Raw genomic sequence first — 23216 nt, 5'->3', positions numbered from 1 at the left:
GCTACCAGTATCTTTCGTTTGCATTTCCGTAAAGACCCAGCACGCGGTCAAGGTCGTTTTTCTTTTTCGCACGCAGATAGCTTACCGAAATGTTCTTGTTGGTATAATAGCCGACAAGGTTCCGGTATCTTCTCATTTTCGAGTAGCAGCGTTCCACCACGTCCATGCGTTCCTTGTCCGTCATCGAGAGTGTGGTGATGTTCACCACGTTCTTCAGTTCCGTCAGCACGTCATTGCTTTCCTCAAGCAGCTTGGTATATCCGAACGCGATGGCTCCGAGTTCCTCCACGGTGAAGTTCTCGTCACACATCATCTTCTGGAAACTGTTCACATAGATGTCCGTGATGTCGCCCACCATCAGGATGGTCTGCTGCACCTTTCTGGCGTCTTTTACAAGATTGTTCACCGATTTCAGCGCGTCATAATACTTCTTTCCCTGCTCGTAGATCTTGACGGTCTCCTGAAAGTTCTTGACCATATTCGTTGCGGTGGTCGAGGTATGCGCCACATTCTTCGAGGTGTTTATGATGCTTTGCGCAATGTTGGACGGGTCTATGACCGCCCATTGTGCGCTTGCCCTGCCTGCGTAAAGCAGGCACAGGCAGAAGATTGTCAGAATTTTTATTCTCATTTTCTTTCTTTGGATTTAGTGGTCATTATCGGTTTCATTGTCTGTCTTCCGCGTTGTCTGCTGCGGGAGTGGCCCTTATATAGTCCCCGTTCGGCGAGAAGGTCAGGATGTCCGTTTCATCATTGTACGCCACATCTATGCGGAATCCGGTATTCATAAACAGGTTTCCGTTGTCTTCCATCTGCAGCAGATATGTTTCCGGCTTCAGCTTGCGGCTTATGCCACTGCGTTTGAATACGGTCACCTTGTACGCATTTCCTTCCTTGTAAATGAGCAGGTCGGGTTTGCTTTCCACGCTTTCCCAGTTACCGCAGATGCTTTCGCGCACGTCCTTGTCCTGTTCCATGTCACATGCCTGCATCACCAGTGATGCAAGTCCTATCAGACCGCCGCAAAGCAGTCTGAGCTGGGATTTTGTAATCTGAATGTCCATACTTTTTCTTTTTTTTGATGTTACTGTTGTTTTCTTTGTTATTTGCTCCGGTTCAGAAGCCCATTCTCCTGCCTTTCGGCCTGCAAGGGCGGATACCCGATGCAGGGCGGTCCGGATTTTCCTTCCTTGGCTGTACCGCCTGTTTCTCCTTCGGCTTGCCGAACAGCTCGTCCGCGTCCGACCTTCTGCCCGTCATTCTCGAAAAGCGGCTGTCCAGTTCCCTGTATGCCTGTTCCACCTGCCTGAGAATGGTTTCGCGGGGAGCCTTGCGGTCGATCCCGTATTTATCAAAGAAGCCGGGGTTGTAATGTACCGGGTCGTCATAATCTTTCCTTACGGTCATGCCTCCGAGCAGCAGAAGTTCCTTGTAAAGTCCTTCGATATACACTCTCGAAGGACTGCCGCAGATGCTTTCGTATGCCTTTTCCACTGCACGGGTAAGTCTTCCGCCGACTTTTCCGGCATCCGGGACTTCCCCTTTCTGTCTTTTCTCGCTGTACTGCCTGCCGTCCATTTCCTCAAGTTCCTTATACAGCCGGTAGTCTTCCGAAAAGCCGTACTGTTTCTGGATGTCTTCCGGTATGTCGGCACCGTATATGAGGAACTCCTTGAGCCGGGTGGCATGTCTTTCCGTTTCCTGCCTTTTCTGTTCGGCTCTCATGTATGCGTTGTCCATATCCATATTGTCAGTTTTTTTATTCATGAATCTTTTTCATTTTTCAGCCTTTCCGTTCTTCTCGCCTTCTTTCCGCAAGCTGCCGGATGGCTCCCTCTATGTCACCGCCCAGTTTTTCCGCCAGGCGGTAAACCTCCGTCTTTTCCGATTCTTCCGTCGTATAAGCCAGATATTCCTCCGGACTCACTTCCGTGGCATAGACTGCCGACTGCGTACCGCCAAGCCCTATCCACACCTCCTTGTAGAGCCGCGACGGGTTGTTCGCCATGTTGATGGAAAGAATCTGCGACTTCTCCTTTTCCGTCAGTCCGAGCAGGGTCTGTATCTGGTCGAACTTGTTCATGTACTTCCTCTGGTCAAGCAGTATCTTGCAGTCGGAATTGTTGATGATGCTCTCCTTGACTACGGGCGATGAGATGATGTCGTCCACTTCCTGCGTGACGACAATCGCCTCGCCGAAATACTTTCTCACCGTCTTGTACATGTAGCGGAGATATTCCGCCATGTTCGCCGACGAGAGTGCTTTCCAGGCTTCTTCCACAATCAGCTGTTTTCTCACTCCCTTCAGGCGGCGCATCTTGTTGATGAACGCCTCCATGATGATGATGGTCACCACCGGAAACAGTTCGCGGTTTTCTTTTATGGAATCAATTTCGAACACGATGAACCGCTTGTTCAGCAGGTCGATGTTTTCCTCCGAGTTCAGCAGGAAGTCATAGCGTCCGCCCCTGTAGTATTGCCTCATGGTGGTCAGCATGTTGTCAATGTTGAAGTCGGACTTCTCTACCTTGATTTCACGTCCGGCCAGTTCACGGCGGTAGTCATCGCGCATGTATTCGTAAAAGGTGTTGAACGAGGGAACGATGCTCCGGTCTGCCTTGATACGCTCTATGTAGGCGTTCACGGCGCTGCCCAGCTCTCCGCTTTCGGTCTTTGATACCTTGTCGTCCTCCGATTTCCAGATGGTCAGCAGCAGGGTCTTGATACTGTCCTTCTTCTCCACGTCAAACACATAGTCGTCCGTATAGAACGGATTGAACGAAATGGGCTTTTCTTCCGTGTAGGTATAATACACGCCGTCTTCGCCGTGTGTCTTGCGCCGGATCATTTCGCACAATCCCTGATACGAGTTTCCGGTATCCACAAGGACAACGTGCGTTCCCTGTTCATAATACTGCCGGACAAGATGGTTCATGAAGAACGACTTGCCGCTGCCGCTCGGTCCCAGCACGAACTTGTTGCGGTTGGTCGTGATGCCGCGTTTCATCGGAAGGTCGGAAATGTCGATGTGCAGCGGCTTTCCCGTCAGACGGTCCACCATCTTTATGCCGAAAGGCGAAAGCGAGCTGCGGTAGTTGGTCTCTTCCGTAAAGAAGCATACCGCCTGTTCGGTGAAGGTGTAGAAGCTCTCTTCGGCAGGGAAATCGGCGGCATTGCCGGGTATGGCCGCCCAGAACAGGGTCGGACAGTCAACGGTGTTGTGCCGGGGCATACACTCCATGCTTGCCAGCTGGCTGCCCACGTCATTTTTGATGTGCCGGAGTTCCTCCGCATCATCGCTCCACGCCATGACATTGAAATGTGCGCGTACCGAGGTCAGCCCGTAGGAATGGGCTTCGTTCAGGTACTGGTCTATCCATTCACGGTTGATGCTGTTGCTCCTTGAATAGCGGGACAGGGATTGCATGTTGCGGGCGGACTTCTCGAACTTACGCAGGTTCTCCTCGCTGTTGTCCAGTATCACATACTGGTTATAGACATGGTTGCAGGGAAGCAGCAGTCCCACGGGACTGGCAAACGAAAGACGGCAGTCCGAGCGGTCGGTGGAAAGACGCTCATAGCGGCTGTCGGTAGCCACCTTGCCGGGCAGGTCCTCCGTGTCGGAAAGCGTGTGCAGGCACAGGTAATTGTCACCGATACGCATCCCCTTTGCCGAAAGGTCGATGTCCTGCAGGGCGACGTCGTTTTCAGACATCAGCGAAAAATAGCGTTCCAACACTCCCTTCCTGTCGTCTGTGCCGACTATCTCATCCGTACCGAGCCGGCGCAGTCGGACAAAGCCGCTGTCGTTCATGATACGGGCGAACTGTTCTGTTGCCTCCAGAAACTTTTCCGATGTTTCCCTGTCCAGTTCCTTCGGGATGATGTGCCCCCTGCACAGCGTGCTGAAGTTGCTCTGCATCCGGTTGCGTTCCCTGGTCGTTTTCGTCAGGTACAGGTAACAGGTGTGGCGCAGATAGGGTCGCTCGTTGAAATGACGCTCGAAGCTGCGCGAGAGGAAGCTCATGTCCTCCTTTTGCAGTTCCGGTCTGTACGTCTCACGGATGAACCAGTCCTGCTTGTGGACGATGGAGAAGTCCGGCAGCACCTTGATGGCCTTGCACCAGCACCCGTGTATCGCCTCGTACTCCGCACCCGTGACCGTGTAAAGCTCCGGCAGTTCGACTTCGTAGGCGACCGTCAGGTCGGCATCCTTCGATACGATGCAGCCGTGTTCCACTGCAAGCAGGGGGAACTTGTTTTCCAGTGTAGTTATTCTTGATACGTTTCTCATATTTTCTCTTCCTTTCTTTTTCGTTTAAGCAGCCGGGCAATGCGCCGACGGTTGGTCAGGTAACGGGGATGGCTTCTTGCGGCACCCAGCTTCATCAGCCCGTGTTCGCCGTACCGGGCATTCAGCGCGAAGGTCTGCCATACAAGGACGGAGGCGCCTGCCGCACCGATGCCGATACATATCCACTGGTCGGTTCCGACCATATAGAGGATGACGAACAGGACAAAGAGGGCCAGAAGCCCGCCCACGAAGATGAACAGGTATTGTGCCTTTAGTCCCTTGAACTCAACCGAACGGCCGATACCCTTGTTGATTGGATATTCAGCCATACCGTATATTAAAGGAAGAATGAACGGAGGATTGTCGCCGCCACAATCAGGAAGATACACGCACCGAACCACGAAGCGGCGGTCTTGCTGGTGTCAGGATCACCGGACGAGAATTTGCCATAGACCTTTACGCCGCCTATCAGACCGACAACGGCGCCGATGGCGTATATCAGCTTCGTTCCGGGGTCAAAATAGGAAGTGACCATTGAAGTGGCCTCGTTGATGCCTGCCAGTCCGTTGTCCTGTGCGAAAGCGGATGATGCGGCAGCGATGAGAAGTGCTGCCGAAAGAATGATTTTCTTGCTGTTCTTGATGTTTCTGTTCATAAATACTTTTTGTTTGTGCCGTCAAAGGGTGGATAGTCCTTCTTCCGGCGGTTCATACTGATTTTGTTTTTGGTTTAGTGGTCTCCCTTTTGGTTCCACGGACTTGGGATTGTCCGTTCCGGCAGGCGGTTACCTTGTATCCGCTTTCCGGGGGTCGGTACTACTGTTCTTTCTTCATTCCTTTTTGGTTGTCGTTGCATATTTGCGGATGTCAAACTCGTCGATGTTGTCGGGTACCAGAAACTCGACTTCCTGCTCTTTCAACCGGATTTCAATCAGCCCCTTGATACGGACGCTCATTTCGGTGGAACCTTCCATAAGCATGTCATACAGCTCCGTACCCTCCATTTCGACAAATACCTTTGCAGCCTGTTCACGTTCCGTCCGTGTCGCATCTGGATTTCGGGCGGTCTTGACGGCCTTTTCAATCTCGTCAAAGCTGCTGCCGGAAGCCTGACGTCTGTCCGGGGTTTCCTCTTCCGGTTCACCTTCGCCGTACTCAACCTCTTCAGGAGGTATGTTGCTGAATACTTCGTCGAACTTCTCTTCCGGTACCCGTGCCGTCTTCCTTTCGGCTTCGTCGGCAAAGGTAACATCATCACTCTGCACTTCCTCGCCTTTATCCGAAGTGGCAGCTTGTGGCTTCGGTACGGTAGTCATTGTCCGGGTTACCGTCATTCTGAAACGGCTCTTGCCGATGATTTCCGGTGCCGTGGCGGTGGCGGACGCATCCGCCTCCGGGCTGCTGTCCTTTTCCTCCGCATGGAGTGACTTCCAGATGCCTGCCAGTTTCCCGAAGAAGCGGAACAGCCTCGTTTCCATGAGCCGGTCATACATGAGCAGGAACACGAACCATACGTTGCAGGCGACCGATACGGTCAATAGGATTGTGGTCAGGCTCATGGGCGTTTTCCGTCGTTTATGTTGGACTTATGTTTCTCACTCGCGCATTTTCTGTTTTCCTGTCTTCTTTTCATCGTTTCATTCTTATGGTTGATATTCCTTTTCATAATTCTTCTCGTACAGGCTTTTTATTGCCTCGTCGGACTGCCCGAAATGCAGGGTCAGCACATGGTCGATGTAGGCCGACATCGAGAGCCGGTCATGTCCGATGACCCGTACAATACGCCTGATACGGTTATGGTAATCACGGCGTATATATGTCATTTTCCCGTCGCGTGCCCGCATCCCGGACTCCCGGATGAACAGCCGTTCATACTCCTTTTCGCTGTATTTGCCCCTTGCCGGTGAGGACGACACGATTTCCACGTTCGTCTGTATCCCGACGGTAATCATTTCCTTGCCGCTGTCATGCGGTCTTGCTTTTCTTTTTTTATGTTCCATTGTCGTTGATTTTTAGATTAAATCTTCTCTTTGTTTCTTGTACAGTTCGTTGATCTGTTCCTTGTGCTGTTCCAGATGTTGCCGCAGTACGGTGTCCACGTAGCCGCCGACAGTTATCTCACGTCCGGCAATGTCATTCACGATTTTCAGAATCTTGCTGTGTACGTCGCGGCTGATATAGACACACTGGCGGGTTTTCAGCTCATTGCGGCGCAGAAACATCATATAGTCTTCCTCCTGCCGTTTCCGTCGGCTGCTTTCCCTTGACGTTTTCTCCTTTGCCGCCGGCGGTTCCGTTCCGCCTGTACTTTCTTCGGCCGGAACGGCAGGAGGTTCCTGTGCAGGCCGTGTGTTGCCGTCCTGCGTGCGTCTGCCGATAGAGGCGATCAACAGTTCCTCGTCAATGTCCTCCGTATTCACTTTCCTGCTGCCCATGCTCAACGCCCGGTAATGATTTTACATATCTCTTCCGAAAACTCGCGGATGCCGCTCCCTTTCAGGAGTGACGCCTCAGTGGGGAATATGGTCGAGCGGAACACGCTTTTGCGTTCTTCCGAAAGGTCGCGTCGGAATTTCTTGCTGTCCGGCAGACGGGTCGAGAGTATCGAAAGCCCCATGTCCGCTATGACGTCCTCATAAACATCATACAGCCCGTTCTTCTCCCTGCCGTCCACCATCGTCCAGAACAGGTACAGTCCTTTGGTTTTCGACCGCCCCGTCGTCATGAGGTTGTTACGGAACATAGCGGCGAATTGCAGCGTGCTTTCCACGACAAAGCGGTCGGCGCTCATGGGGGCGAAGATATAGTCCATTTGCGACAGGGTTTTCACCACGCCGTTGCTTTTGAGCGTTCCCGGCATGTCAAAAAACACGATGTCCGGCTTGACCGCTTCCCCGCTTATCAGCTTTTCCGCGTCATCAAGGGCGTTTACCGCATCGCTGGCAATGACCGGGTAGGCATTCCTTTTCAGCTTGCGGAAATGCTCGCAGGCGAGTGCCTTGAAGTACCGGCTCTCGTCAATCAGTTTTGTTTCGCGCTCACGGAGTCCGTAGATGCTGTGCTGCGGGGCATCGCAGTCTACCACGGCTACATTGTAACCTTTCACGTTGTGGAGATAGTTGGCGGCAAGCGCCGTAATGGTGGATTTTCCGATACCGCCTTTCTGTGTTGCGAATGCAACGAAGATTTCATTACTCATTGTCATAGATATTTAAGTTATTGATAAAATGATTTGTTGTTTCCATACAGAACCGGTGATTTCCGTTTCCGCTTCAATGAATCTGCAAACAGGCGGTTCATCACGTATCCGGTTCATTGGTGAAACAATGTTTCGGATAATTGGTGACTGACGACAGTACGTCATGAAATCATTGAATCTGTAAGTCACCGGGTCATTGAATATGCAGTTATCCGCTGAACCGGATAACCGTTTCGGCAAATGTCTGCCGGTTTGAATTTTCGGGTATTGGATGATGTCATTTCTCATATCTTCAAATCACTGTTTTTTTGAATCACGATGCAAATAAACATGGAAATAATGGAAGTTGTATCACTTCCCGGACAACTGGCAGCATGTTGCGCCGATAGGCAGCGATTGGCTTACTTAATATACTATTCCACAACTGTTTATAACCGTAACTTTGCCCCCGAACGGCAGGGTTTCCCGCTACGGGCGAAGCCGTGGGTCTGAAGGTTTCCTTTCCAATCCGTCCCCGACGGATTTTTGTTGGCTCCAGCCAACAGCAAGATGTCTTTTCAGCGGCTCAAAATGATTTGAGCATCCCTGAAAAGCACTTGCCCTTGCAGGGGGCGGGCTTCCTCTCCGAAGTCGGGAAGCCTGAAAAACCTGCGGTGGAATGTCCCCAAAGCGGGGCTTGTGCCGTGTAACCGCTAAATCCTAAGTAATATGATTGAGAAAAAGAAGAACAGTCCGCCGAAAAAGGGCGGAAAGACCGGGAGAAATCCCAAAATCGACCCGGCGGTGTACCGCTACACCGTCCGTTTCAACGAGGTGGAGCACAACCGTTTCCTCGCCATGTTCGAGAAATCGGGTGTCTATGCCAGATCCGTATTCCTCAAGGAACACTTCTTCGGAAGACCGTTCAAGGTGCTGAAAGTGGACAAGACTCTGGTGGAATATTGCACCAGACTGTCCGATTTTCATGCCCAGTTCCGGGCAGTGGGAACCAATTACAATCAGGTGGTCAAGGAACTGAGGATGCACTTTTCTGAGAAGAAGGCGATGGCTCTGCTCTTCCGGCTGGAACAGGACACCATCGAACTTGTGAAGCTGAGCCGTCAGATTGTAGGGCTTTCTGAGGAACTGAAAGAATGGGCGGCGAAGAATGCCGTCATGGAAACGGGATTGGAGAACGACAAGAATCAGGGGTGATGGTAGCAAAAATCAGCATGGGAAGCTCGTTGTACGGCGCACTTGCCTACAACGGGGAGAAAATCAACGAGGCAAGGGGAAAGCTCCTTGCCACCAATAAAATCTATAACGACGGTACGGGCACGGTGGACATCGGACGTGCGTTGAACGACTTTCTGCTTTACATGCCCTCACAGACAAGGGTGGAGAAACCGGTGGTGCATATATCGCTCAATCCGCACCCGGAGGACAGGCTCACGGATACGGACCTGCAGAACATCGCAAGGGAATATCTGGAGAAGCTCGGTTTCGGGGAGCAGCCTTATATGATATATAAGCACGAGGATATAGACCGCCACCATGTGCATATCGTGACGGTCAATGTGGATGAGAACGGCAGGCGGCTCAACTGCGATTTCCTTTTTCGCCGCAGTGACCGCATACGCCGTGAGCTGGAGGAGAAATACGGGCTTCGTCCGGCAGAACGCCGGAGCGAGCGTCTTGAAAATCCGCTGCGCGGGGTGGACGTTTCCGCCGGTGATGTCAAGAGGCAGGTCGGCAACACCGTGAAGGCGGTATGCAGGCAATACCGTTTCCAGACGATGGGCGAATACCGTGCCCTTCTTTCCCTTTATAATGTGACCGTCGAGGAAACTCAGGGAAACGTGCGCGGACGTGAGTACCGCGGACTGGTCTATTCCGCCACGGACAGCAAGGGGAACAAGGTCGGCAATCCGTTCAAGTCCTCGCTCTTCGGAAAGACGGTCGGCTATGATGCCGTGCAGAAGAAGTTCGCCCGTTCCGGACAGGACATCAGGGACAGGAAGCTGGCGGACGTGACAAAACGCACCGTACTTGCCGTACTGGGAGAAACGTATGATAAGGAGAAGTTCATTTCCCGGCTCAAAGAGAAGGGCATCGACACCGTGCTGCGCTACACGGAGGGAGGGCGCATCTACGGAGCCACCTTCATCGACCACCGCACCGGCTGTGTGCTTAACGGCTCACGCATGGGCAAGGAACTTTCCGCTAACGCCTTGCAGGAACATTTCACCCTGCCGTATGCAGGACTCCCGCCGATCCGGCTCTCCGTTCCGGTGGAAGAACGCGAAGCGGCTTATACGCGCGATGCTTCCGATGGTGTAGATTATCCGGGCGGCATGGGGCTGTTCACTCCCGAAGGTCCGGCGGTCAATGCCGAAGAGGAAACCTTTATCCGAGCCATGCAGCGCAAGAAGAAAAAAAAGAAGCGCAGGGGCTTAGGATTATAAAAAAACTGCATCGTAATTAAAACTTTACGATGCAGCTATTTGATAAAATGCAACTATGGCATTAGGCCCAATGCTCTCATGCGATTTATCAGTCGCAAGGAGTACTCAAGATTGAACCTTCTTTTATAAAATTCTTCCATTTTATATGGTTCTTATATACAATAAATATATGTCAAATTCAAAAAATATCAACATTTATGTCACAACAGGAAGATGATTTGAGGGCACTTGCGAAAATCATGGATTTTCTTCGTGCCGTGAGTATTATTTTAGTGGTCATGAACGTCTATTGGTTCTGCTATGAGGCCATACGCCTCTGGGGGATTGACATCGGCGTGGCGGACAGGATACTGGTGAATTTCAACCGTACCGCCGGACTGTTCCGTTCCGTCCTCTACACGAAGCTGTTTGCTGTCCTTCTGCTGGCACTCTCGTGTCTGGGAACCAAGGGCGTGAAAGGTGAGAAAATCACCTGGCACAGGATATGGACGGCTCTTGCCGCAGGCTTTGTGCTGTTTTTCCTGAACTGGTGGATACTGGAGCTTCCGTTTCATGTCGCGACGGTCGCCCTTCTGTATATCCTTACCCTTTCGGCAGGATATATCTGTCTGCTGATGGGCGGACTGTGGATGTCACGCCTGCTGAAGCACAATCTCATGGACGATGTGTTCAACAACGAGAACGAGAGTTTCATGCAGGAAACCCGTCTGCTGGAGAATGACTATTCCGTGAATCTGCCCACCCGTTTTTATTACAGGAAGAAGTGGCATCAGGGATGGATCAATGTGGTCAATCCGTTCCGTGCAACCATCGTGCTGGGTACTCCGGGTTCCGGAAAATCCTATGCCGTGGTAAACAGCTTCATCAAGCAGCAGATTGAGAAGGGGTATAGTCAATATATCTATGATTTCAAATACCCTGACCTTTCAACGATTGCCTATAACCACCTGCTCAACCACCTTGACGCATACAGGGTAAAGCCGAAGTTCTATGTGATAAACTTTGATGACCCGCGAAGGAGCCACCGCTGCAATCCCATTCATCCGGACTTCATGACGGACATTTCGGATGCTTATGAATCTGCTTATACCATCATGCTCAACCTCAATAAAAGTTGGGTGCAGAAGCAGGGGGACTTCTTTGTGGAGTCACCGATCATCCTTTTTGCAGCGATTATATGGTACCTCAAAATCTATCAGAACGGTAAATACTGTACCTTTCCCCATGCCATTGAGTTCCTGAACCGCAGATACGAGGACATTTTCCCCATCCTTACCTCATATCCGGAGCTGGAGAACTACCTCAGTCCCTTTATGGATGCATGGCTGGGAGGGGCTGCCGAGCAGCTGATGGGTCAGATTGCATCGGCGAAAATCCCGCTCTCACGCATGATTTCGCCGCAACTGTACTGGGTGATGAGTGATAGCGAGTTTACGCTCGACATCAACAACCCTGAAGAGCCGAAAGTCCTGTGTGTCGGGAACAATCCCGACCGTCAGAACATCTACGGCGCGGCACTGGGCTTGTATAACTCACGTATCGTCAAGCTGATAAACAAGAAAGGTATGCTCAAGTCTTCGGTGATTATTGACGAGCTGCCCACCATCTATTTCAAGGGGCTGGACAACCTGATTGCCACGGCACGAAGCAACAAGGTCGCCGTGTGTCTGGGATTTCAGGATTTCTCACAGCTTGTACGTGACTATGGGGACAAGGAGGCGAAGGTGGTGATGAACACTGTCGGCAACATCTTCTCCGGTCAGGTGGTGGGTGAGACCGCCAAGACGCTTTCGGAAAGGTTCGGAAAAGTCTTGCAGAAGCGTCAGTCCATATCCATCAACCGGCAGGATGTCTCCACCTCGATTAACACACAGATGGACAGCCTTATCCCGCCGAGCAAGATTTCCGGCCTGACGCAGGGTATGTTTGTCGGTTCGGTGTCCGACAATTTCAACGAGCGTATCGAACAGAAGATTTTCCATGCGGAGATTGTCGTGGACAATGCGAAGGTGGCGGCTGAAACGAAGGCTTACAAGCCTATTCCCGTCATTACGGATTTTACCGACGAGAACGGCAATGACTGTATGCAGGAAAAGGTGCAGGAAAACTACAACCGCATCAAGGAAGAGGTGAAAAAGATTGTCGCCGACGAGCTGGTGCGCATCGCGGGTGACGAGAACCTGAGCCATTTGTTGCAACAGAAATAATCAAAAAGAGGTGGCGGAATCCATAGAACCGCCACCTCTTAAATTCTGAACTTGCCCAAAAGAATCACTTCCCATTATAAATGGAACATTCGACAAGTTCAGAATGACAATGATTACACCTATCTTTTACTTTATAATATTCATGAAATTTTCAGGAGCTTTTTCACCCTTAAAATAAAAGCGAGCAATCTCTTTTAACCGATCTACTGTCATCTTGTCGAATCTCTTCCTTTCTTTTATAAGGACTCCATAACTTCCGTTTAAGCCATGTGATTTATCCTTGCTTTTTTTCATTTCTTCTGTTGTTGTTCCACCTAAAACGTCCTTATACGTTTCCGCATTATCTGATTTCATACAATAGTAAGAAGAAAGTCTGGCAAAATATTCATTAACATCTTCATCTCCTAAACATTCTGCATTTTGTCTTAATTTACAGACACTTGTTTCATTAGCCATTGTATGCATCAATTCATGACATAGCAAATGTAAACCAAGCTCTGAAAAGGCAGAATCTTTATTGATAATTAGATTTTTTTTGTATGCGTATCCTTGAAATACTTGACATTCATCAAAAATCAAACTTCCATAAGGATTTCCCTTAAGTTTCATAATCTCCTCATACAATGGTATTATACTCTTTATATTTAATTTTTCATCCGTGCATAATGGAAGTATATATTCTGGTTCTTTTTTGACACCGTTTTTGATAATTTCGTTACGCTTATCATAGAAACCCTTATTTTCCTCGTCTTCAGGGAAGGTGATAATCATGAGTTTTGAGAAGGTTTCCTTATCAAGCGCATATACATTGTCTGCATGAACTTTTTGGGCAATGGGATTTATCCCCAAATCATTCAACATCGGCAATATTCCACTATTTATAATAAACTGGCAATATTTTTTCAATGTACTTTTGTTTACACTTTTCCAGTTAATTCTTCCGGTAGAATCCCAACCATTGTATATCTGGTCAAATATCTCTTTTGTGAGTTCCATTTTTATTTTCTTTTTTTCCTACTCTATTTAATATTCGGATTTTCGGACCCTCCGTTGTAAACCTACATGGCAAAGATAAATTCATCCTATCTGCCTTCCCAATCCGTTTGGTGAACGACGGAAATTCTTTGCAGACAGCAAAAAATAAAGGATTGCGTGATGCAATCCCTTAAAAACATTCTGGAAACGGAGTTTATCTCCTCATGCGTTCCAGCTCGTCATCCCGCTGCATTTTTTCATTCAGCTTCTTTTGCATACGGTCAAGAAAATAAGTACGGCTGTCATTTTTTCTGCGTTTGATGTCCGTATAGAAGCGGTAGCAATCTTTGGAATTTACGCCGAAAAAAGAGTATAAGACAGGTGCAAGTTCCTTCAACGGAATTTCCCCGTCATTGATGCAGCCCATCTCGCTGATACCGTAAATCATTTCCACAAGGTCAATGGCATTGCCGGTCCATTTCAATGTAGGAACTGAATGGGCAGTAGAAGGGGGACTTGGATAGGAAGGAGATAGTGGTGGCACTTGTAAGCGGCTTGTGGAGATTTGCTTTTGCATCTTGCGGACAAAAGACAAGGCTTTGCGGACAAACAGGTCGGTATGGCTTTTCACCCCACCTGCAAGATACTGCGTGTTGTGATATTCCAGTTCGTTCTCGGCATACGCCAGTGCAATCTTTACACCGTCCGTATCGTTATCGGACAGCAGTTCGACAACCGCCTTGACAAAACGCTCATAGGCGGCATTCAGATTGATTGTCTCATCATTTCCGTTTATAAGACCGAAAAACTCGGTTTCTGTCAATATAAGGTAATTCATATTTTTTTCTGTTTGAATGATACACTTTGATTATCAGTGTGCGCACATGAACTATGAGTACAAATGCTTTTCCGCAAACAGAAAAAAAACGGCAGGATTTTGTATCCTGCTGTTATACAATAGAATAGAGATAAAAATATTTTTCAGCCATTGCATAAACGGCCAAAAATCGGTTTCAAGATGAAACCACGTTTCATTTTGGAACAACAGAATCCGCATTTCACGTTCCATTTTGGAACACGGTACGGCTAATTTTCTTCTACATCTACCTTATGGTATATGTGACGCAAGGCTCCCGGCAGACTTGTTTGTTCTGTGAGTTTCCAATAAGATATTGGCAGTTCTTTTTGGAACAGGAAGAGACCGGTACCGGCTATGAACGGTACGGTATAGATGATAATTTCATCAATGATACGCATGTTCAGCATTGCATTGACAAAAGTCGCATTATGAATTGTCGCTTCAATCAGATAAACGGTGTTGTCGTCTTGCTTCTCATGTTCGGCTATCAATGTGGTCATGGAATAGTCCGGTGAAAGTTCGAAGGTCGCTTTTTCATATATGTCCGTTATGCCATGCCAGTCGGGGCGGAGACACCAACGCCCTTCTGTTTCCATATCAGACAAGCATCCATCCATTGAAAGTATTGCCAGCAATTGTATTTTCGCCATAATCAGATTTTATTGGTTTTCAGCCCGCTTGGAGAAAAAAGTAGCGTGCTATCCACGCTATCTCAAGCGTAGGGCTGGACACCCCCTGAAAGAAATATACGTGAATGCACGCTATGACAATGCATAGCATAAGCATCACGCAATTTGCTTCTTTCAGTTTCAATTGTCCAGATTTACGCCTGAAGACACCTTGCGTTCTTATGTCTATATCAGCAGACAGCCGGACATGATCCGACTGCCTGTTTTATTCCTAAACTTCTCCGCAAAGATAGGAATTTGTACGGATAATGTATTATTTTACAGCGGAAATATTCATTTTTGAGTTATTTCTCACCGTATTTCAGCCCATATTCCATCATTTTCCGATATAATGTCGTACGTCCGATACCCAATATCTGTGAAGCCGTGTTCCGGTTACCTTCCGCTTGTTCCAATGCACGCAAGATGCGTTCTTTTTCAAGTTCCTCATCTTTTAAGGTAGAACAACAAGAAGTGCAGATATGTTCACGGTTCATTTCCAAATCTTTTGCAGACACCATATCTCCTGCCGTATGCAGTATCGCTGCCTGTACCGTCAGGCGCAGTTCACGCACGTTGCCCGGCCATGAATGGGCGAGCAGGGCTTTGCGTGCCGACTGGTCGAATCCTTTCACATCGCGTTCCAGTTCCACATTAGCCTGTTCACGGAAAAATTCCGAGAGAGGCATGATGTCATCACTGCTTTCACGGAGTGGTGGTACTGTTACAGCATATTCCTGCAAGCGGTAAAGCAGGTCTTGACGGAAACGCTTCTCCGATACGGCTTTCTGCAAGTCTTCGTTGGTGGCTGCTATAATGCGCACGTCGGCTGTCTTGTCTTCTTTGCCGCCGACGGGACGGTAACGCCGTTCCTGTATGGCACGCAACAGCATTTGTTGGGTGTCAGGCATGAGGTTTCCAACCTCATCCAGAAACAGCGTGCCGCCTTCCGCTTCCTGAAAAAATCCGCTGCGGTTGGCATCCGCACCGGTAAACGCCCCTTTCACATGACCGAAAAAGGCGGACTGTGCCAGTGCCGGGGACAACGAACCGCAGTCCACCGCGACAAACGGTTTGTCCGCCCGTTTGCTGTTTTCGTGGATATACTGGGCGAAATGCTCCTTTCCGGTTCCGTTCTCGCCCAGAATCATCACACTCAGATTGGTCGGCGCGACAATCTTGGCGCGATGCTTTGCGGAAAGATACGCCTCGCTGGTACGTCTGAAAATGGGGGCACGTCTTGTGCGTTCCTGTTCTTTCCGTATGGTCTGCACGAGTGGCAGCAGCCGTTCTTCTATCAGCCGTTTCGGGATATAGTCCTCAGAGCCGAGTTTCATGCTTTCCACTGCCGTATGTACCTCGGCGTAATCGGTCATGACGATGAAGCGTTGCCGTTTGCCCTGATTGCGCATCCACAGCAACAGTCCGGTACATTCACCGTCGGGCAGGCGAAGGTCGGCAAGTATGATGTCCTCACTCTTCATCTTGTCCGCCAGCTTACGGGCGGCTGACAGCGATGAAGCGGTTTCCGTTTCAAATCCTTCCTTGGCAAGCAGGTTGCATACATATTTGCAATAGACCGGATTGTCCTCAACAACAAAAACCTTCATCCTGTACCCTCCTTTCTTTTTTTGCCTGTTCTATGATACTATGCCCCATGCGGACAACGGCATCGACGGCACGGCTGATTTCATCTTCCGTACTGCCGCCTTCCTTGTGTAAAACCCCGTGAAGTTGCCATAATGGTTTGTCGGCACGGATAACGCTCCATGAGCTGCGCAGATGGTGTACCCATTCGTCCAGAGCCTTGAAGTCTTTCATCATGACGGACTGTTTCACTCCCTGCATTTCTTTTTCCGTAGCTTGGGTCAGTGTATCCAGCATTTCCTCCTTGTTGCCGTAAGCCAGCAGGGGGGATAAGTCCGGTGAGTATTCCTGTTCCTTTATACCGACACATTTTTCGGATATTTGCAGCAGGTCTGGCAATGAGAATGGCTTGAAGAGGCAGCCCGAAAAACCGAAGTCGAGCAGGCTTTGCTCGTCACAGTTCCCCCAGGCCGTAGTGACGATTACCGGAATGGTCTGTGAGTTGCCCACATTCGACGAGCGCAGCAGTTTCAGCACGTCATATCCGTTTGTTTCAGGCATTCGCAGGTCGGTTATCAGCAAATCATAGTCCCGTTCCCGTATGGCTTCCATCAGGTCTGAAGTATTGGTACATGTGTCGCAGCGTATATTGCAGCTGCCATACATTTCTTTGGTCATGGCCAGTGTCATTTCATCATTGTCCAGAACCAGAACGGAGTAAAAAGCCGCATGGCGTCTGGCTGAAATTCCGGCCTTGCGCTTTTCTATCTCTATGATATTGTCGGCAAGGGGCATCGGCAGTCTCACGGTAAACCGGCTGCCTTTGCCTTCCTCGCTCTCAACTGCGACTGTTCCGCCCAGCAGAGTGGCTGTGTTCTTGACTATCGGGAGCCCCAGTCCGAAGCCGTCCTCGACGGCGGCATTCGGCAGACGCTCGAAGGGCTCAAATATCTTTTCCCGTTGTTCGTTGTTCATGCCCGTACCCGTATCCTGCACGGTCAGGACAAGTTTCCCGGCTTCATAGGTCATGTCCAGTCCTACCGTACCGCTTTCCGTAAACTTGATGGCATTGCCAAGCAGATTGTTGGCTATCTGTATCAGCCGGTTGCGGTCGCCCATCAGAATGACGTCGCTGCATCCGCTTATGTGCAGGGTCAAGTCTTTGGCTTCAGCTCTCGGCTCAAATTCTGTCTGAAGTATTTCAATCACATTTTTCAAGCGGAAGGGGACAGCGTTTGCCTGTTCTTTCCCGCTGTCAAGCCGGAAAAAGTTCAGCAGGGTATTCAGCATATCTGTCATTCTGCCGGCTGCCTGTCTTATGTTTTGGGTATATTCTATTCTTTTGTTCTCATTTTCAGTATGTGTCAGAAGTTCTCCGTAACCATTGATGGCAGTGAGCGGAGTGCGCAGTTCATGCGTGACGGTCAGCATGATTTTCCGGCGGGCAGAGAGCAGTTGCCTGTTCTGTTGCACAGTCTTTTGCAGCTTGTCTATCAGCTCGTTTGTTTCTTTCCTGTACCTGCAGATACGTTTCACGTTCCGGTGAATGACAACATACGAAAGCAGCAGAAGAAAGGCTACGATGGCAGTCAGTCCGCCTACTTGCACCGACGATTGCCTGCGTATGGCGGCTAACTCTGTTTCTTGCCGTTGCAGGTCTGTCCGTATTCTCGCATCCATTTTCTTGATCATGCCCTGCAACTGGCAGTTCAGTTTCCTGTTTCTCACCGAAAGGCTGTCGGTGTATTGGCTCAACCTTTCGCTTTGTTCTTTCTGGCGGGCTATCACGTCACTGTTCAACGTATTGAGCATGGTGGTCGTTGCGGTCGGTTTCGCTTCTTCCTTTTTCCCGAACAGACCCAGAAAACCTGTCCGTTTCCTTTTGGGCGGTTCTTCCTGCGAACTTTTGCGGGCTATCACCGGAACACGGCGGGCTATTTTGTCCTTTATTTCTTCCTGTTCATTGAGTACCAGCATGATTTTGTTCAGCAGCTTTTCCTTTTCAGACAGCAACCGGCAGACACTGTCTATACGTTCGCTGCGGTAGGTCGACTTGAACCGGCTGAGCAGAGTGTCCACTTCCAGACGCTTCTCATGGTATGCCGCCATGTCTTCCTCGTTCCAGTCCAGCACGGTTTCACCAATCAGGGATAAGTCAACCACCTTCACATACACTTCGTGTACGTCCTTACGGAAGCATCTTATCTTGTTGCTTGTTGTCTCTATTTCCTGTCGCCTCTGCTGTTCGTTGAGCCAGATATATACAATGCCGAAAATAAGTAATAGTATCAGCACATATCCTGCCGCTATCTTGGTGCGCAGGTGTCTGGTTGCTATTGTTTTCTGTTTCATGCGGTTTACCTCATTTTGTTTATAATTTCTCTTATGAAAATGCAGCCCGCTTACCTTGCGGTAGCGGGCTGCGATTCTGTATGATGTTACCGGGCACTGATGCTCCCGCCCGGAATGAGAGTTTATTGATTATTCTTGACTACAAAATTATCTGCAGTAAATCCAACCCGTGATACCCACTCGCTATCCTCAAATGCGGTCTTCATGTCTGCATCTTTCACATAAATGGTTATCTTGCTCTTTTCGAGACCATAGAAAGGCGACTCGGCATCCGAACCTTGAGTATAATTGAAGGTCGGTACAGCCTCGCAAAGAGACAGGTCTATGGTTGTCAAAGAACTGCACCCGACGAAAACTTTATTATTGAATACACTGGTTTTCGGTCCGAATGATACGCTTGTCAAACTGCTACAATTGCGAAATAAGGCAGCTTCTATGCTGGCGACTTTCGTTTTACTCAAGTCAATCGTTTCCAGGTTTGTACAGTCAAAAAAAGAACTGAAAGCCATTTCTTCCAGTGTGGATGGAAATTTCACAGACTCTAATCCTGTACATCCATAGAACACACTACCATTCCAAGAATTAGAATTACCAATCTTTGTTAACCCTTCGGGGAGCTCGATGGAAACCAATCCTTTTATTTGAGAAAAAGCCAGGTCTGGAATGGAGGCGAGCGTTGCCCCCTTAAGGTCGAGTGAGAGCGTTGCATCGGAATTATCTTTCAGATATTTATTCAAGGCGGCAATGTCATTTTCGTTCATCGGGCCTTGAATGGTGAGAGGTACATTCGTTGTCTCGCCATTCAAGGCTTGCCCTATGAGTTCAGTATTCAATTGTCCGACATCACTCAAACTGATTGTATGGGTGTCCGCATTCACCTTAGGCCCTGTCTCCTCGTCTGCCGTGCCGCTTTCCGTCCAGCCGTCGGTACCCCAGTCGCCAACCGTAACGCTGTTGATGGTGGCACCATCCTTACCTACGGTCACGTTGAAGGTATAGGCTTTGCCCGATTCCAAACCGGTAGTCAGTTGCTCGTTGGCTTTGACGATAAGCGGAGTGCCGCCCTGAATGTTCAGCTGGACAAACGTATCGTCAGCAGCATACTTGCCCGGCAGCAGGACGGCGGTGAAGCTGTGTTTGGCTTCTGCCGAAGTGTCCTCGCTGAATAGTCCGGTTACTGTCGTTCCATTGCCGGCAACGGTCAGTGTCTTTCCATCGACTGTAGTCGTTGTGGTAGGTACCGTGAATGTAGGAGCCTGGAATACAGGTTTCTGTGTGGCGTACTGGTCACCGTAACCGCTTATCTTCACGGTAACCTTGGTCAGGTGGTGCTTGAATGTCAGGTTCAGCGCATCGCTCTTACTTTGTGACGCTGCCGCCGTCATATAGTCCGCACGGCCTATGTAATTGGTTTCAGTTGGATTGCTGCTGCTCTGGTCGGCCGGGAGTTCAAACTGCGTGTAGGAGTCCGTTTTCCCTTCCACGACGGGATAATAGGCTTCAAAGGTGTTTACATCGTCAGCCCAGACCATGTAGTCGGCTCCTGACGGCTCCCATGTGCCGCCGTTGTATTTGTAAACCGCCTTGTCCTTGCCTGTTACCGCACCTGTCGAGGTATTGGCTACCGAAATCAGGTCGCCTGTTTCCCATGCGTCGCCTGTTCCTGCCGTGTTCACACGAGTCTGCAGAGCCTCGATGCCTGCACGGATGTGTACGGCCATCGGGTCGTTGGCATAGTCGGAAGAGATGAAATCATCTTCACTTTGGCAGCCTGCCAACACCAGTGCGAGGGCGGCAGCCGGAATATATTTTGCTATTTTCATTCTTGTTATGTTTATGAACGTTGTTTACTTTTATTCTGTTACTAAGTCGCCGCCTTGCTGTTCCTCACCCCATGGGTCGGCAGAAATGGTGCCCGTCGTCACTTTGTCGCGGCCTACGGTAAGATTCAGCGTGTATTCTTCACCACTGGCAAACGTAAGGTCTTTGTTGGATGTGAATGTATATACCTTTCCGTTGTTGTCGGTGATTTCCACCTTCAGGCTCTGAGCGAAGGTCTGCGGTACGAGGATGCACTCGTATTGCTCGCTTGGCGTTGCAGCATACATGGTGATGGTCTGTCCGCTGTTGGTGGCGGTACCGGCTGTTCCGGCAGTCAGATTCACGGTAGTGGCCGTGGCGCAGTTGGAGAGCCTTACCGATGTGAAGGTCAGTCCGTCTTCAAGCTCAGAGCCTTTTGCCAGTGTCACGTTCAGCTTGGACAGCGCATGTTTGAATGTAATGTCGAGTGCCGTTCCGGGTGTGGCGGGTTGCTGTCCGGTATAAAGCAGGTCGGAAGCCTTGACGTTGCTCTCATCGCTCTGGTCGGTCTTCACCGTAAAGGCATAGCTTGCAGCATCGCCCACTGTTCCTGTATAGGGCAGATAAGCGTAATAGGTTACTGTTGCATCATTGCTTTTCCACAGGAGTTGTCCGCCCTGAATCGTCCAGCCATTGTCATATTTCACTTCCCGGTTCGTGCAGTTGTAGCGTTCGTCGCTGTTCGTGCCATCCGTTGTCAGATAAAGTCCGAAACTTCCTTCGGTCAATGCTCCCTGTTCATAACCGGCACGGGTTGCCATCGGGCCTACGTTCACATTCAGTCCGATAGGCGTGTCGGCATAGTCGGGCGTATTGAATACGTCGCTGTCGTTGGAGCAGGCTGCCAAAAGGGTGGCCAGCGCTGCTGTTGCCAAAATGTTTGCTTTTTTCATTTGAACTATTTTCTGTTAAGTTGTTAATTATTTATCTTTCAAAGATTCCTTTTTCGGATGGAACCGGAATCCCGTCCGACGGTTTATTTTTCCTCCAATGTCGGCAGCGCTCCGTTGAGTACGTAATGCCAACCTGAGCCTGCACTCTGCAAGGCGGTGTTCATGGCGGCAACAGCTTTCTGCCAGGTAACGTCAGTGCCGTCCACCTTGGTGGTTTCGATGGTGGTGCTGCCCTGATTGTCGCCGATGCCTTGTCCCTGATTGTTTTCCCAGTAGCAAGCGGTGACTTTACCATAATTCCATCCTATCACACCGCCTATCATCCGAGACTGTTCACCTGTAACATTGCCCTTGGCGTGATAACAGGCTATAACGACCGTTTCTCTATTCGTTTGTCCAAGCACTCCGCCAGAACTGCTCCTTCCTTTTATATTGGCTACGGAGTAGCAGGCCATGATAGTTCCACCTACAGATTGTCCGCCTATCCCGCCTACATTCGGGCCGGTACCCGTTATTGTTCCCGACGATGAACAGCCTATGATACTACCATAATTATTTCCAACCACACCACCGAGGTAATGTACATAGTTTGTTAAAGTGCCATCAACCGAACAATTTTCTATTGTGCCATAGTTTGTTCCTGCAACACCACCGACGAAATAGCCGTCACCGGTTATATTCACATTCTCCAGTTTCACATTCTTCACTGTTCCATCAGAACCAATACACCCAATCAACCCTACATAATTTCTTGTTTGGTTTACGGTCAGCCCCGTGATGGTATGGCCGCCGCCGTCGAAGTTGCCGGTGTATGGTCGGCTTTCAGTTCCTATCGGCGTCCAGTCGATGTCCGAGAGGTCGATGTCATTGTCGAGGATGATGTTGATGTCGGTATCACCGCTGTTCGCCACATCTGCCGCTACCTTCAGTCCTTCACCGCTGTAAATGGTGATGGTTTTGGTATTGGAATCGTATGAGTAGGCTTCGGTCGCTTCACCGCCATCAATGGAAGTACCGTTTTCCCAGTCCGACACGTTGATGCCCGCATCGTCCAGTTTGATGTTGTCGCGTCCCAGCACAAGGTTCACCGTAGTGTATCTGCCCGGTTGTAGGTCGATGTCCGCAGAGTGGGTATAGGTATATACCTTGCCGTTCTCCAACGTGACGTTGATGGTGCGGAACCCGCTCTGCCCGGGAATCATGATGCCGGCAAAGCTGGCGGATGTGCCCGTGAAGGGAATCACCACAAGGTTTTGACCGGTGGCCGGGGTTACCTCGACAGGATTCTCTAAATAATTCACGGTGGCTTCGGTGCATGCGACTGCCGTTACCGAAGCCACTTCGGGTGCGGTTGTCCACTCGTTGCGGAACGAAAGGTTTACCACGAGCTTGGCCATTACATGCTCAAACTCCAGCTTCACGGCAGAACCGGTGGGCTTGGCCGTGGTCCTCGCCACCAGCAGGTCGCTCGCGGTCTGGTTATTGAAGTCCAGCGTATAGGGGTCGGCCTTGTAATCGGTAGTTCTGTTGCGCTCGGGATAGATGCCGAGGAAATAGTGGTCGGACGTATTGTCGGCCCAAAGCATCTGCGGCTCGGCGGTCCATGTGCCGTCGCCGCCTAATGTATTGATGGAGTTGTCCACCACAAGCCGCTGCATGTCGTTGTCGGCTCCTAACCAGGCATAGACACTGATGCGGTCATTCGTCTCGAAGGTGGTCGAGTTGCCGCTATGGGCCACACGGGTCATGGCTCCCACGGATGCCGTTACCCTTATCTGTCCAAGGTCTTGCGGTGGCAGTACATCGCTGTCGGTGCTGCACGCAGCCAACAGGATAGCGGTTGTTGCCAATAATAGATTCTTTATATTCATACGTTTGC

Annotated in this window: 20 protein-coding genes and 1 pseudogene; 3 read left to right on the top strand and 18 right to left on the bottom strand. The window is 49.9% G+C overall.

All coding sequences use genetic code 11. From position 1 onward, the window contains the following. Nucleotide 1 precedes the first annotated feature (1 nt). The 10 genes and pseudogenes from NW211_RS11330 to NW211_RS11285 all read right to left on the bottom strand — a co-directional run bounded on the left by NW211_RS11330 (nt 2) and on the right by NW211_RS11285 (nt 7780). Nucleotides 2–631 (bottom strand): DUF4141 domain-containing protein, encoded by a 630-nt coding sequence (locus NW211_RS11330; protein ID WP_235353211.1) that lies wholly within the window; start codon nt 629–631, stop codon nt 2–4. Between the two features lie 34 nt (nt 632–665). Next, a complete protein-coding gene (locus NW211_RS11325; protein WP_235353210.1) occupies nt 666–1064 on the bottom strand; it encodes a DUF3876 domain-containing protein in 399 nt (132 codons plus the stop codon). A 52-nt stretch (nt 1065–1116) separates the two neighbouring features. Beyond that, nucleotides 1117–1746, bottom strand: a complete 630-nt coding sequence (locus NW211_RS11320) for a hypothetical protein (RefSeq protein ID WP_258327907.1) — start codon at nt 1744–1746, stop codon at nt 1117–1119. A 37-nt stretch (nt 1747–1783) separates the two neighbouring features. Beyond that, complete coding sequence (locus NW211_RS11315; RefSeq protein WP_235353208.1) at nt 1784–4294, bottom strand: TraG family conjugative transposon ATPase; 2511 nt, start codon at nt 4292–4294, stop codon at nt 1784–1786. Continuing rightward, nucleotides 4291–4623, bottom strand: coding sequence for a DUF4133 domain-containing protein (locus NW211_RS11310; protein WP_235325990.1), 333 nt, complete (start codon nt 4621–4623; stop codon nt 4291–4293). Before NW211_RS11310 ends, NW211_RS11315 begins: the two co-directional genes overlap by 4 nt. Before the next feature lie 8 nt (nt 4624–4631). After that, entirely contained in the window at nt 4632–4949 is a 318-nt protein-coding gene (locus tag NW211_RS11305) for a DUF4134 domain-containing protein (protein WP_205096150.1), read from the bottom strand. A gap of 174 nt (nt 4950–5123) precedes the next feature. Then, complete coding sequence (locus tag NW211_RS11300) at nt 5124–5852, bottom strand: conjugal transfer protein TraD (protein ID WP_235353207.1); 729 nt, start codon at nt 5850–5852, stop codon at nt 5124–5126. Nucleotides 5853–5936: 84 nt separating this feature from the next. Further along, nucleotides 5937–6245: a DUF3408 domain-containing protein gene (locus NW211_RS11295; RefSeq protein WP_235353215.1), complete on the bottom strand. Its 309-nt coding sequence runs from the start codon at nt 6243–6245 to the stop codon at nt 5937–5939. Between the two features lie 60 nt (nt 6246–6305). Continuing rightward, nucleotides 6306–6728: a DUF3408 domain-containing protein gene (locus NW211_RS11290; protein WP_235353206.1), complete on the bottom strand. Its 423-nt coding sequence runs from the start codon at nt 6726–6728 to the stop codon at nt 6306–6308. 2 nt (nt 6729–6730) lie between these two features. Further along, a pseudogene (locus tag NW211_RS11285) lies at nt 6731–7780 on the bottom strand (ParA family protein). A gap of 420 nt (nt 7781–8200) precedes the next feature. Here NW211_RS11285 and mobA point away from each other — a divergent pair. The 3 genes from mobA (at nt 8201) to mobC (ending at nt 12143) form a co-directional block, all read left to right on the top strand. After that, on the top strand, nt 8201–8686 hold the full coding sequence (gene mobA, locus NW211_RS11275; RefSeq protein ID WP_204482205.1) for a conjugal transfer protein MobA: 486 nt from the start codon (nt 8201–8203) through the stop codon (nt 8684–8686). Beyond that, nucleotides 8686–9936 (top strand): relaxase/mobilization nuclease domain-containing protein, encoded by a 1251-nt coding sequence (locus NW211_RS11270; RefSeq protein ID WP_258327905.1) that lies wholly within the window; start codon nt 8686–8688, stop codon nt 9934–9936. The genes mobA and NW211_RS11270 overlap by 1 nt, the downstream gene beginning before the upstream one ends. Before the next feature lie 197 nt (nt 9937–10133). Next, nucleotides 10134–12143, top strand: a complete 2010-nt coding sequence (gene mobC, locus NW211_RS11265) for a conjugal transfer protein MobC (RefSeq protein ID WP_235354332.1) — start codon at nt 10134–10136, stop codon at nt 12141–12143. 126 nt (nt 12144–12269) lie between these two features. On the opposite strand, the gene NW211_RS11260 is transcribed toward mobC, so the two are convergent. The 8 genes from NW211_RS11260 to NW211_RS11225 form a co-directional block, all read right to left on the bottom strand. Then, nucleotides 12270–13139 carry a hypothetical protein gene (locus NW211_RS11260; protein ID WP_258327904.1) on the bottom strand — a complete coding sequence of 290 codons (870 nt, stop codon included), beginning with the start codon at nt 13137–13139 and terminating at the stop codon, nt 12270–12272. Between the two features lie 193 nt (nt 13140–13332). Beyond that, nucleotides 13333–13956: an RteC domain-containing protein gene (locus NW211_RS11255; protein ID WP_235352751.1), complete on the bottom strand. Its 624-nt coding sequence runs from the start codon at nt 13954–13956 to the stop codon at nt 13333–13335. A gap of 248 nt (nt 13957–14204) precedes the next feature. After that, a complete protein-coding gene (locus tag NW211_RS11250) occupies nt 14205–14627 on the bottom strand; it encodes a deaminase (RefSeq protein ID WP_177897584.1) in 423 nt (140 codons plus the stop codon). Between the two features lie 323 nt (nt 14628–14950). Then, complete coding sequence (locus NW211_RS11245; RefSeq protein WP_235352752.1) at nt 14951–16255, bottom strand: sigma-54 dependent transcriptional regulator; 1305 nt, start codon at nt 16253–16255, stop codon at nt 14951–14953. Continuing rightward, nucleotides 16236–18341, bottom strand: a complete 2106-nt coding sequence (locus NW211_RS11240; RefSeq protein ID WP_258327903.1) for a hybrid sensor histidine kinase/response regulator — start codon at nt 18339–18341, stop codon at nt 16236–16238. The genes NW211_RS11245 and NW211_RS11240 overlap by 20 nt, the downstream gene beginning before the upstream one ends. 365 nt (nt 18342–18706) lie before the next feature. Next, complete coding sequence (locus NW211_RS11235) at nt 18707–20407, bottom strand: fimbrillin family protein (RefSeq protein WP_235352754.1); 1701 nt, start codon at nt 20405–20407, stop codon at nt 18707–18709. Nucleotides 20408–20437: 30 nt separating this feature from the next. Then, nucleotides 20438–21337 (bottom strand): fimbrillin family protein, encoded by a 900-nt coding sequence (locus tag NW211_RS11230; RefSeq protein ID WP_235352755.1) that lies wholly within the window; start codon nt 21335–21337, stop codon nt 20438–20440. An 83-nt stretch (nt 21338–21420) separates the two neighbouring features. Continuing rightward, nucleotides 21421–23208: a fimbrillin family protein gene (locus NW211_RS11225; RefSeq protein WP_258327902.1), complete on the bottom strand. Its 1788-nt coding sequence runs from the start codon at nt 23206–23208 to the stop codon at nt 21421–21423. Nucleotides 23209–23216: the final 8 nt, after the last annotated feature.

This window comes from Barnesiella sp. ET7, from assembly GCF_024733785.1.
GTDB classification, from domain to species: domain Bacteria; phylum Bacteroidota; class Bacteroidia; order Bacteroidales; family Barnesiellaceae; genus Barnesiella; species Barnesiella merdigallinarum.
This window is presented reverse-complemented; position numbering and strand designations above follow the sequence as displayed.

Excerpts from the sequence above, each read along its gene's own strand:
- NW211_RS11330 (WP_235353211.1), bottom strand. The coding sequence starts at position 631 with ATGAGAATAAAAATTCTGACAATCTTCTGCCTGTGCCTGCTTTACGCA.
- NW211_RS11250 (WP_177897584.1), bottom strand. The coding sequence starts at position 14,627 with ATGGCGAAAATACAATTGCTGGCAATACTTTCAATGGATGGATGCTTG.
- NW211_RS11300 (WP_235353207.1), bottom strand. The coding sequence starts at position 5,852 with ATGAGCCTGACCACAATCCTATTGACCGTATCGGTCGCCTGCAACGTA.
- NW211_RS11235 (WP_235352754.1), bottom strand. The coding sequence starts at position 20,407 with ATGAAAATAGCAAAATATATTCCGGCTGCCGCCCTCGCACTGGTGTTG.
- NW211_RS11295 (WP_235353215.1), bottom strand. The coding sequence starts at position 6,245 with ATGATTACCGTCGGGATACAGACGAACGTGGAAATCGTGTCGTCCTCA.
- NW211_RS11230 (WP_235352755.1), bottom strand. The coding sequence starts at position 21,337 with ATGAAAAAAGCAAACATTTTGGCAACAGCAGCGCTGGCCACCCTTTTG.
- NW211_RS11225 (WP_258327902.1), bottom strand. The coding sequence starts at position 23,208 with ATGAATATAAAGAATCTATTATTGGCAACAACCGCTATCCTGTTGGCT.
- NW211_RS11270 (WP_258327905.1), top strand. The coding sequence starts at position 8,686 with ATGGTAGCAAAAATCAGCATGGGAAGCTCGTTGTACGGCGCACTTGCC.
- NW211_RS11325 (WP_235353210.1), bottom strand. The coding sequence starts at position 1,064 with ATGGACATTCAGATTACAAAATCCCAGCTCAGACTGCTTTGCGGCGGT.
- NW211_RS11260 (WP_258327904.1), bottom strand. The coding sequence starts at position 13,139 with ATGGAACTCACAAAAGAGATATTTGACCAGATATACAATGGTTGGGAT.
- mobC (WP_235354332.1), top strand. The coding sequence starts at position 10,134 with ATGTCACAACAGGAAGATGATTTGAGGGCACTTGCGAAAATCATGGAT.
- NW211_RS11240 (WP_258327903.1), bottom strand. The coding sequence starts at position 18,341 with ATGGCGGCATACCATGAGAAGCGTCTGGAAGTGGACACTCTGCTCAGC.
- NW211_RS11245 (WP_235352752.1), bottom strand. The coding sequence starts at position 16,255 with ATGAAGGTTTTTGTTGTTGAGGACAATCCGGTCTATTGCAAATATGTA.
- NW211_RS11310 (WP_235325990.1), bottom strand. The coding sequence starts at position 4,623 with ATGGCTGAATATCCAATCAACAAGGGTATCGGCCGTTCGGTTGAGTTC.
- mobA (WP_204482205.1), top strand. The coding sequence starts at position 8,201 with ATGATTGAGAAAAAGAAGAACAGTCCGCCGAAAAAGGGCGGAAAGACC.
- NW211_RS11315 (WP_235353208.1), bottom strand. The coding sequence starts at position 4,294 with ATGAGAAACGTATCAAGAATAACTACACTGGAAAACAAGTTCCCCCTG.
- NW211_RS11320 (WP_258327907.1), bottom strand. The coding sequence starts at position 1,746 with ATGGATATGGACAACGCATACATGAGAGCCGAACAGAAAAGGCAGGAA.
- NW211_RS11290 (WP_235353206.1), bottom strand. The coding sequence starts at position 6,728 with ATGGGCAGCAGGAAAGTGAATACGGAGGACATTGACGAGGAACTGTTG.
- NW211_RS11305 (WP_205096150.1), bottom strand. The coding sequence starts at position 4,949 with ATGAACAGAAACATCAAGAACAGCAAGAAAATCATTCTTTCGGCAGCA.
- NW211_RS11255 (WP_235352751.1), bottom strand. The coding sequence starts at position 13,956 with ATGAATTACCTTATATTGACAGAAACCGAGTTTTTCGGTCTTATAAAC.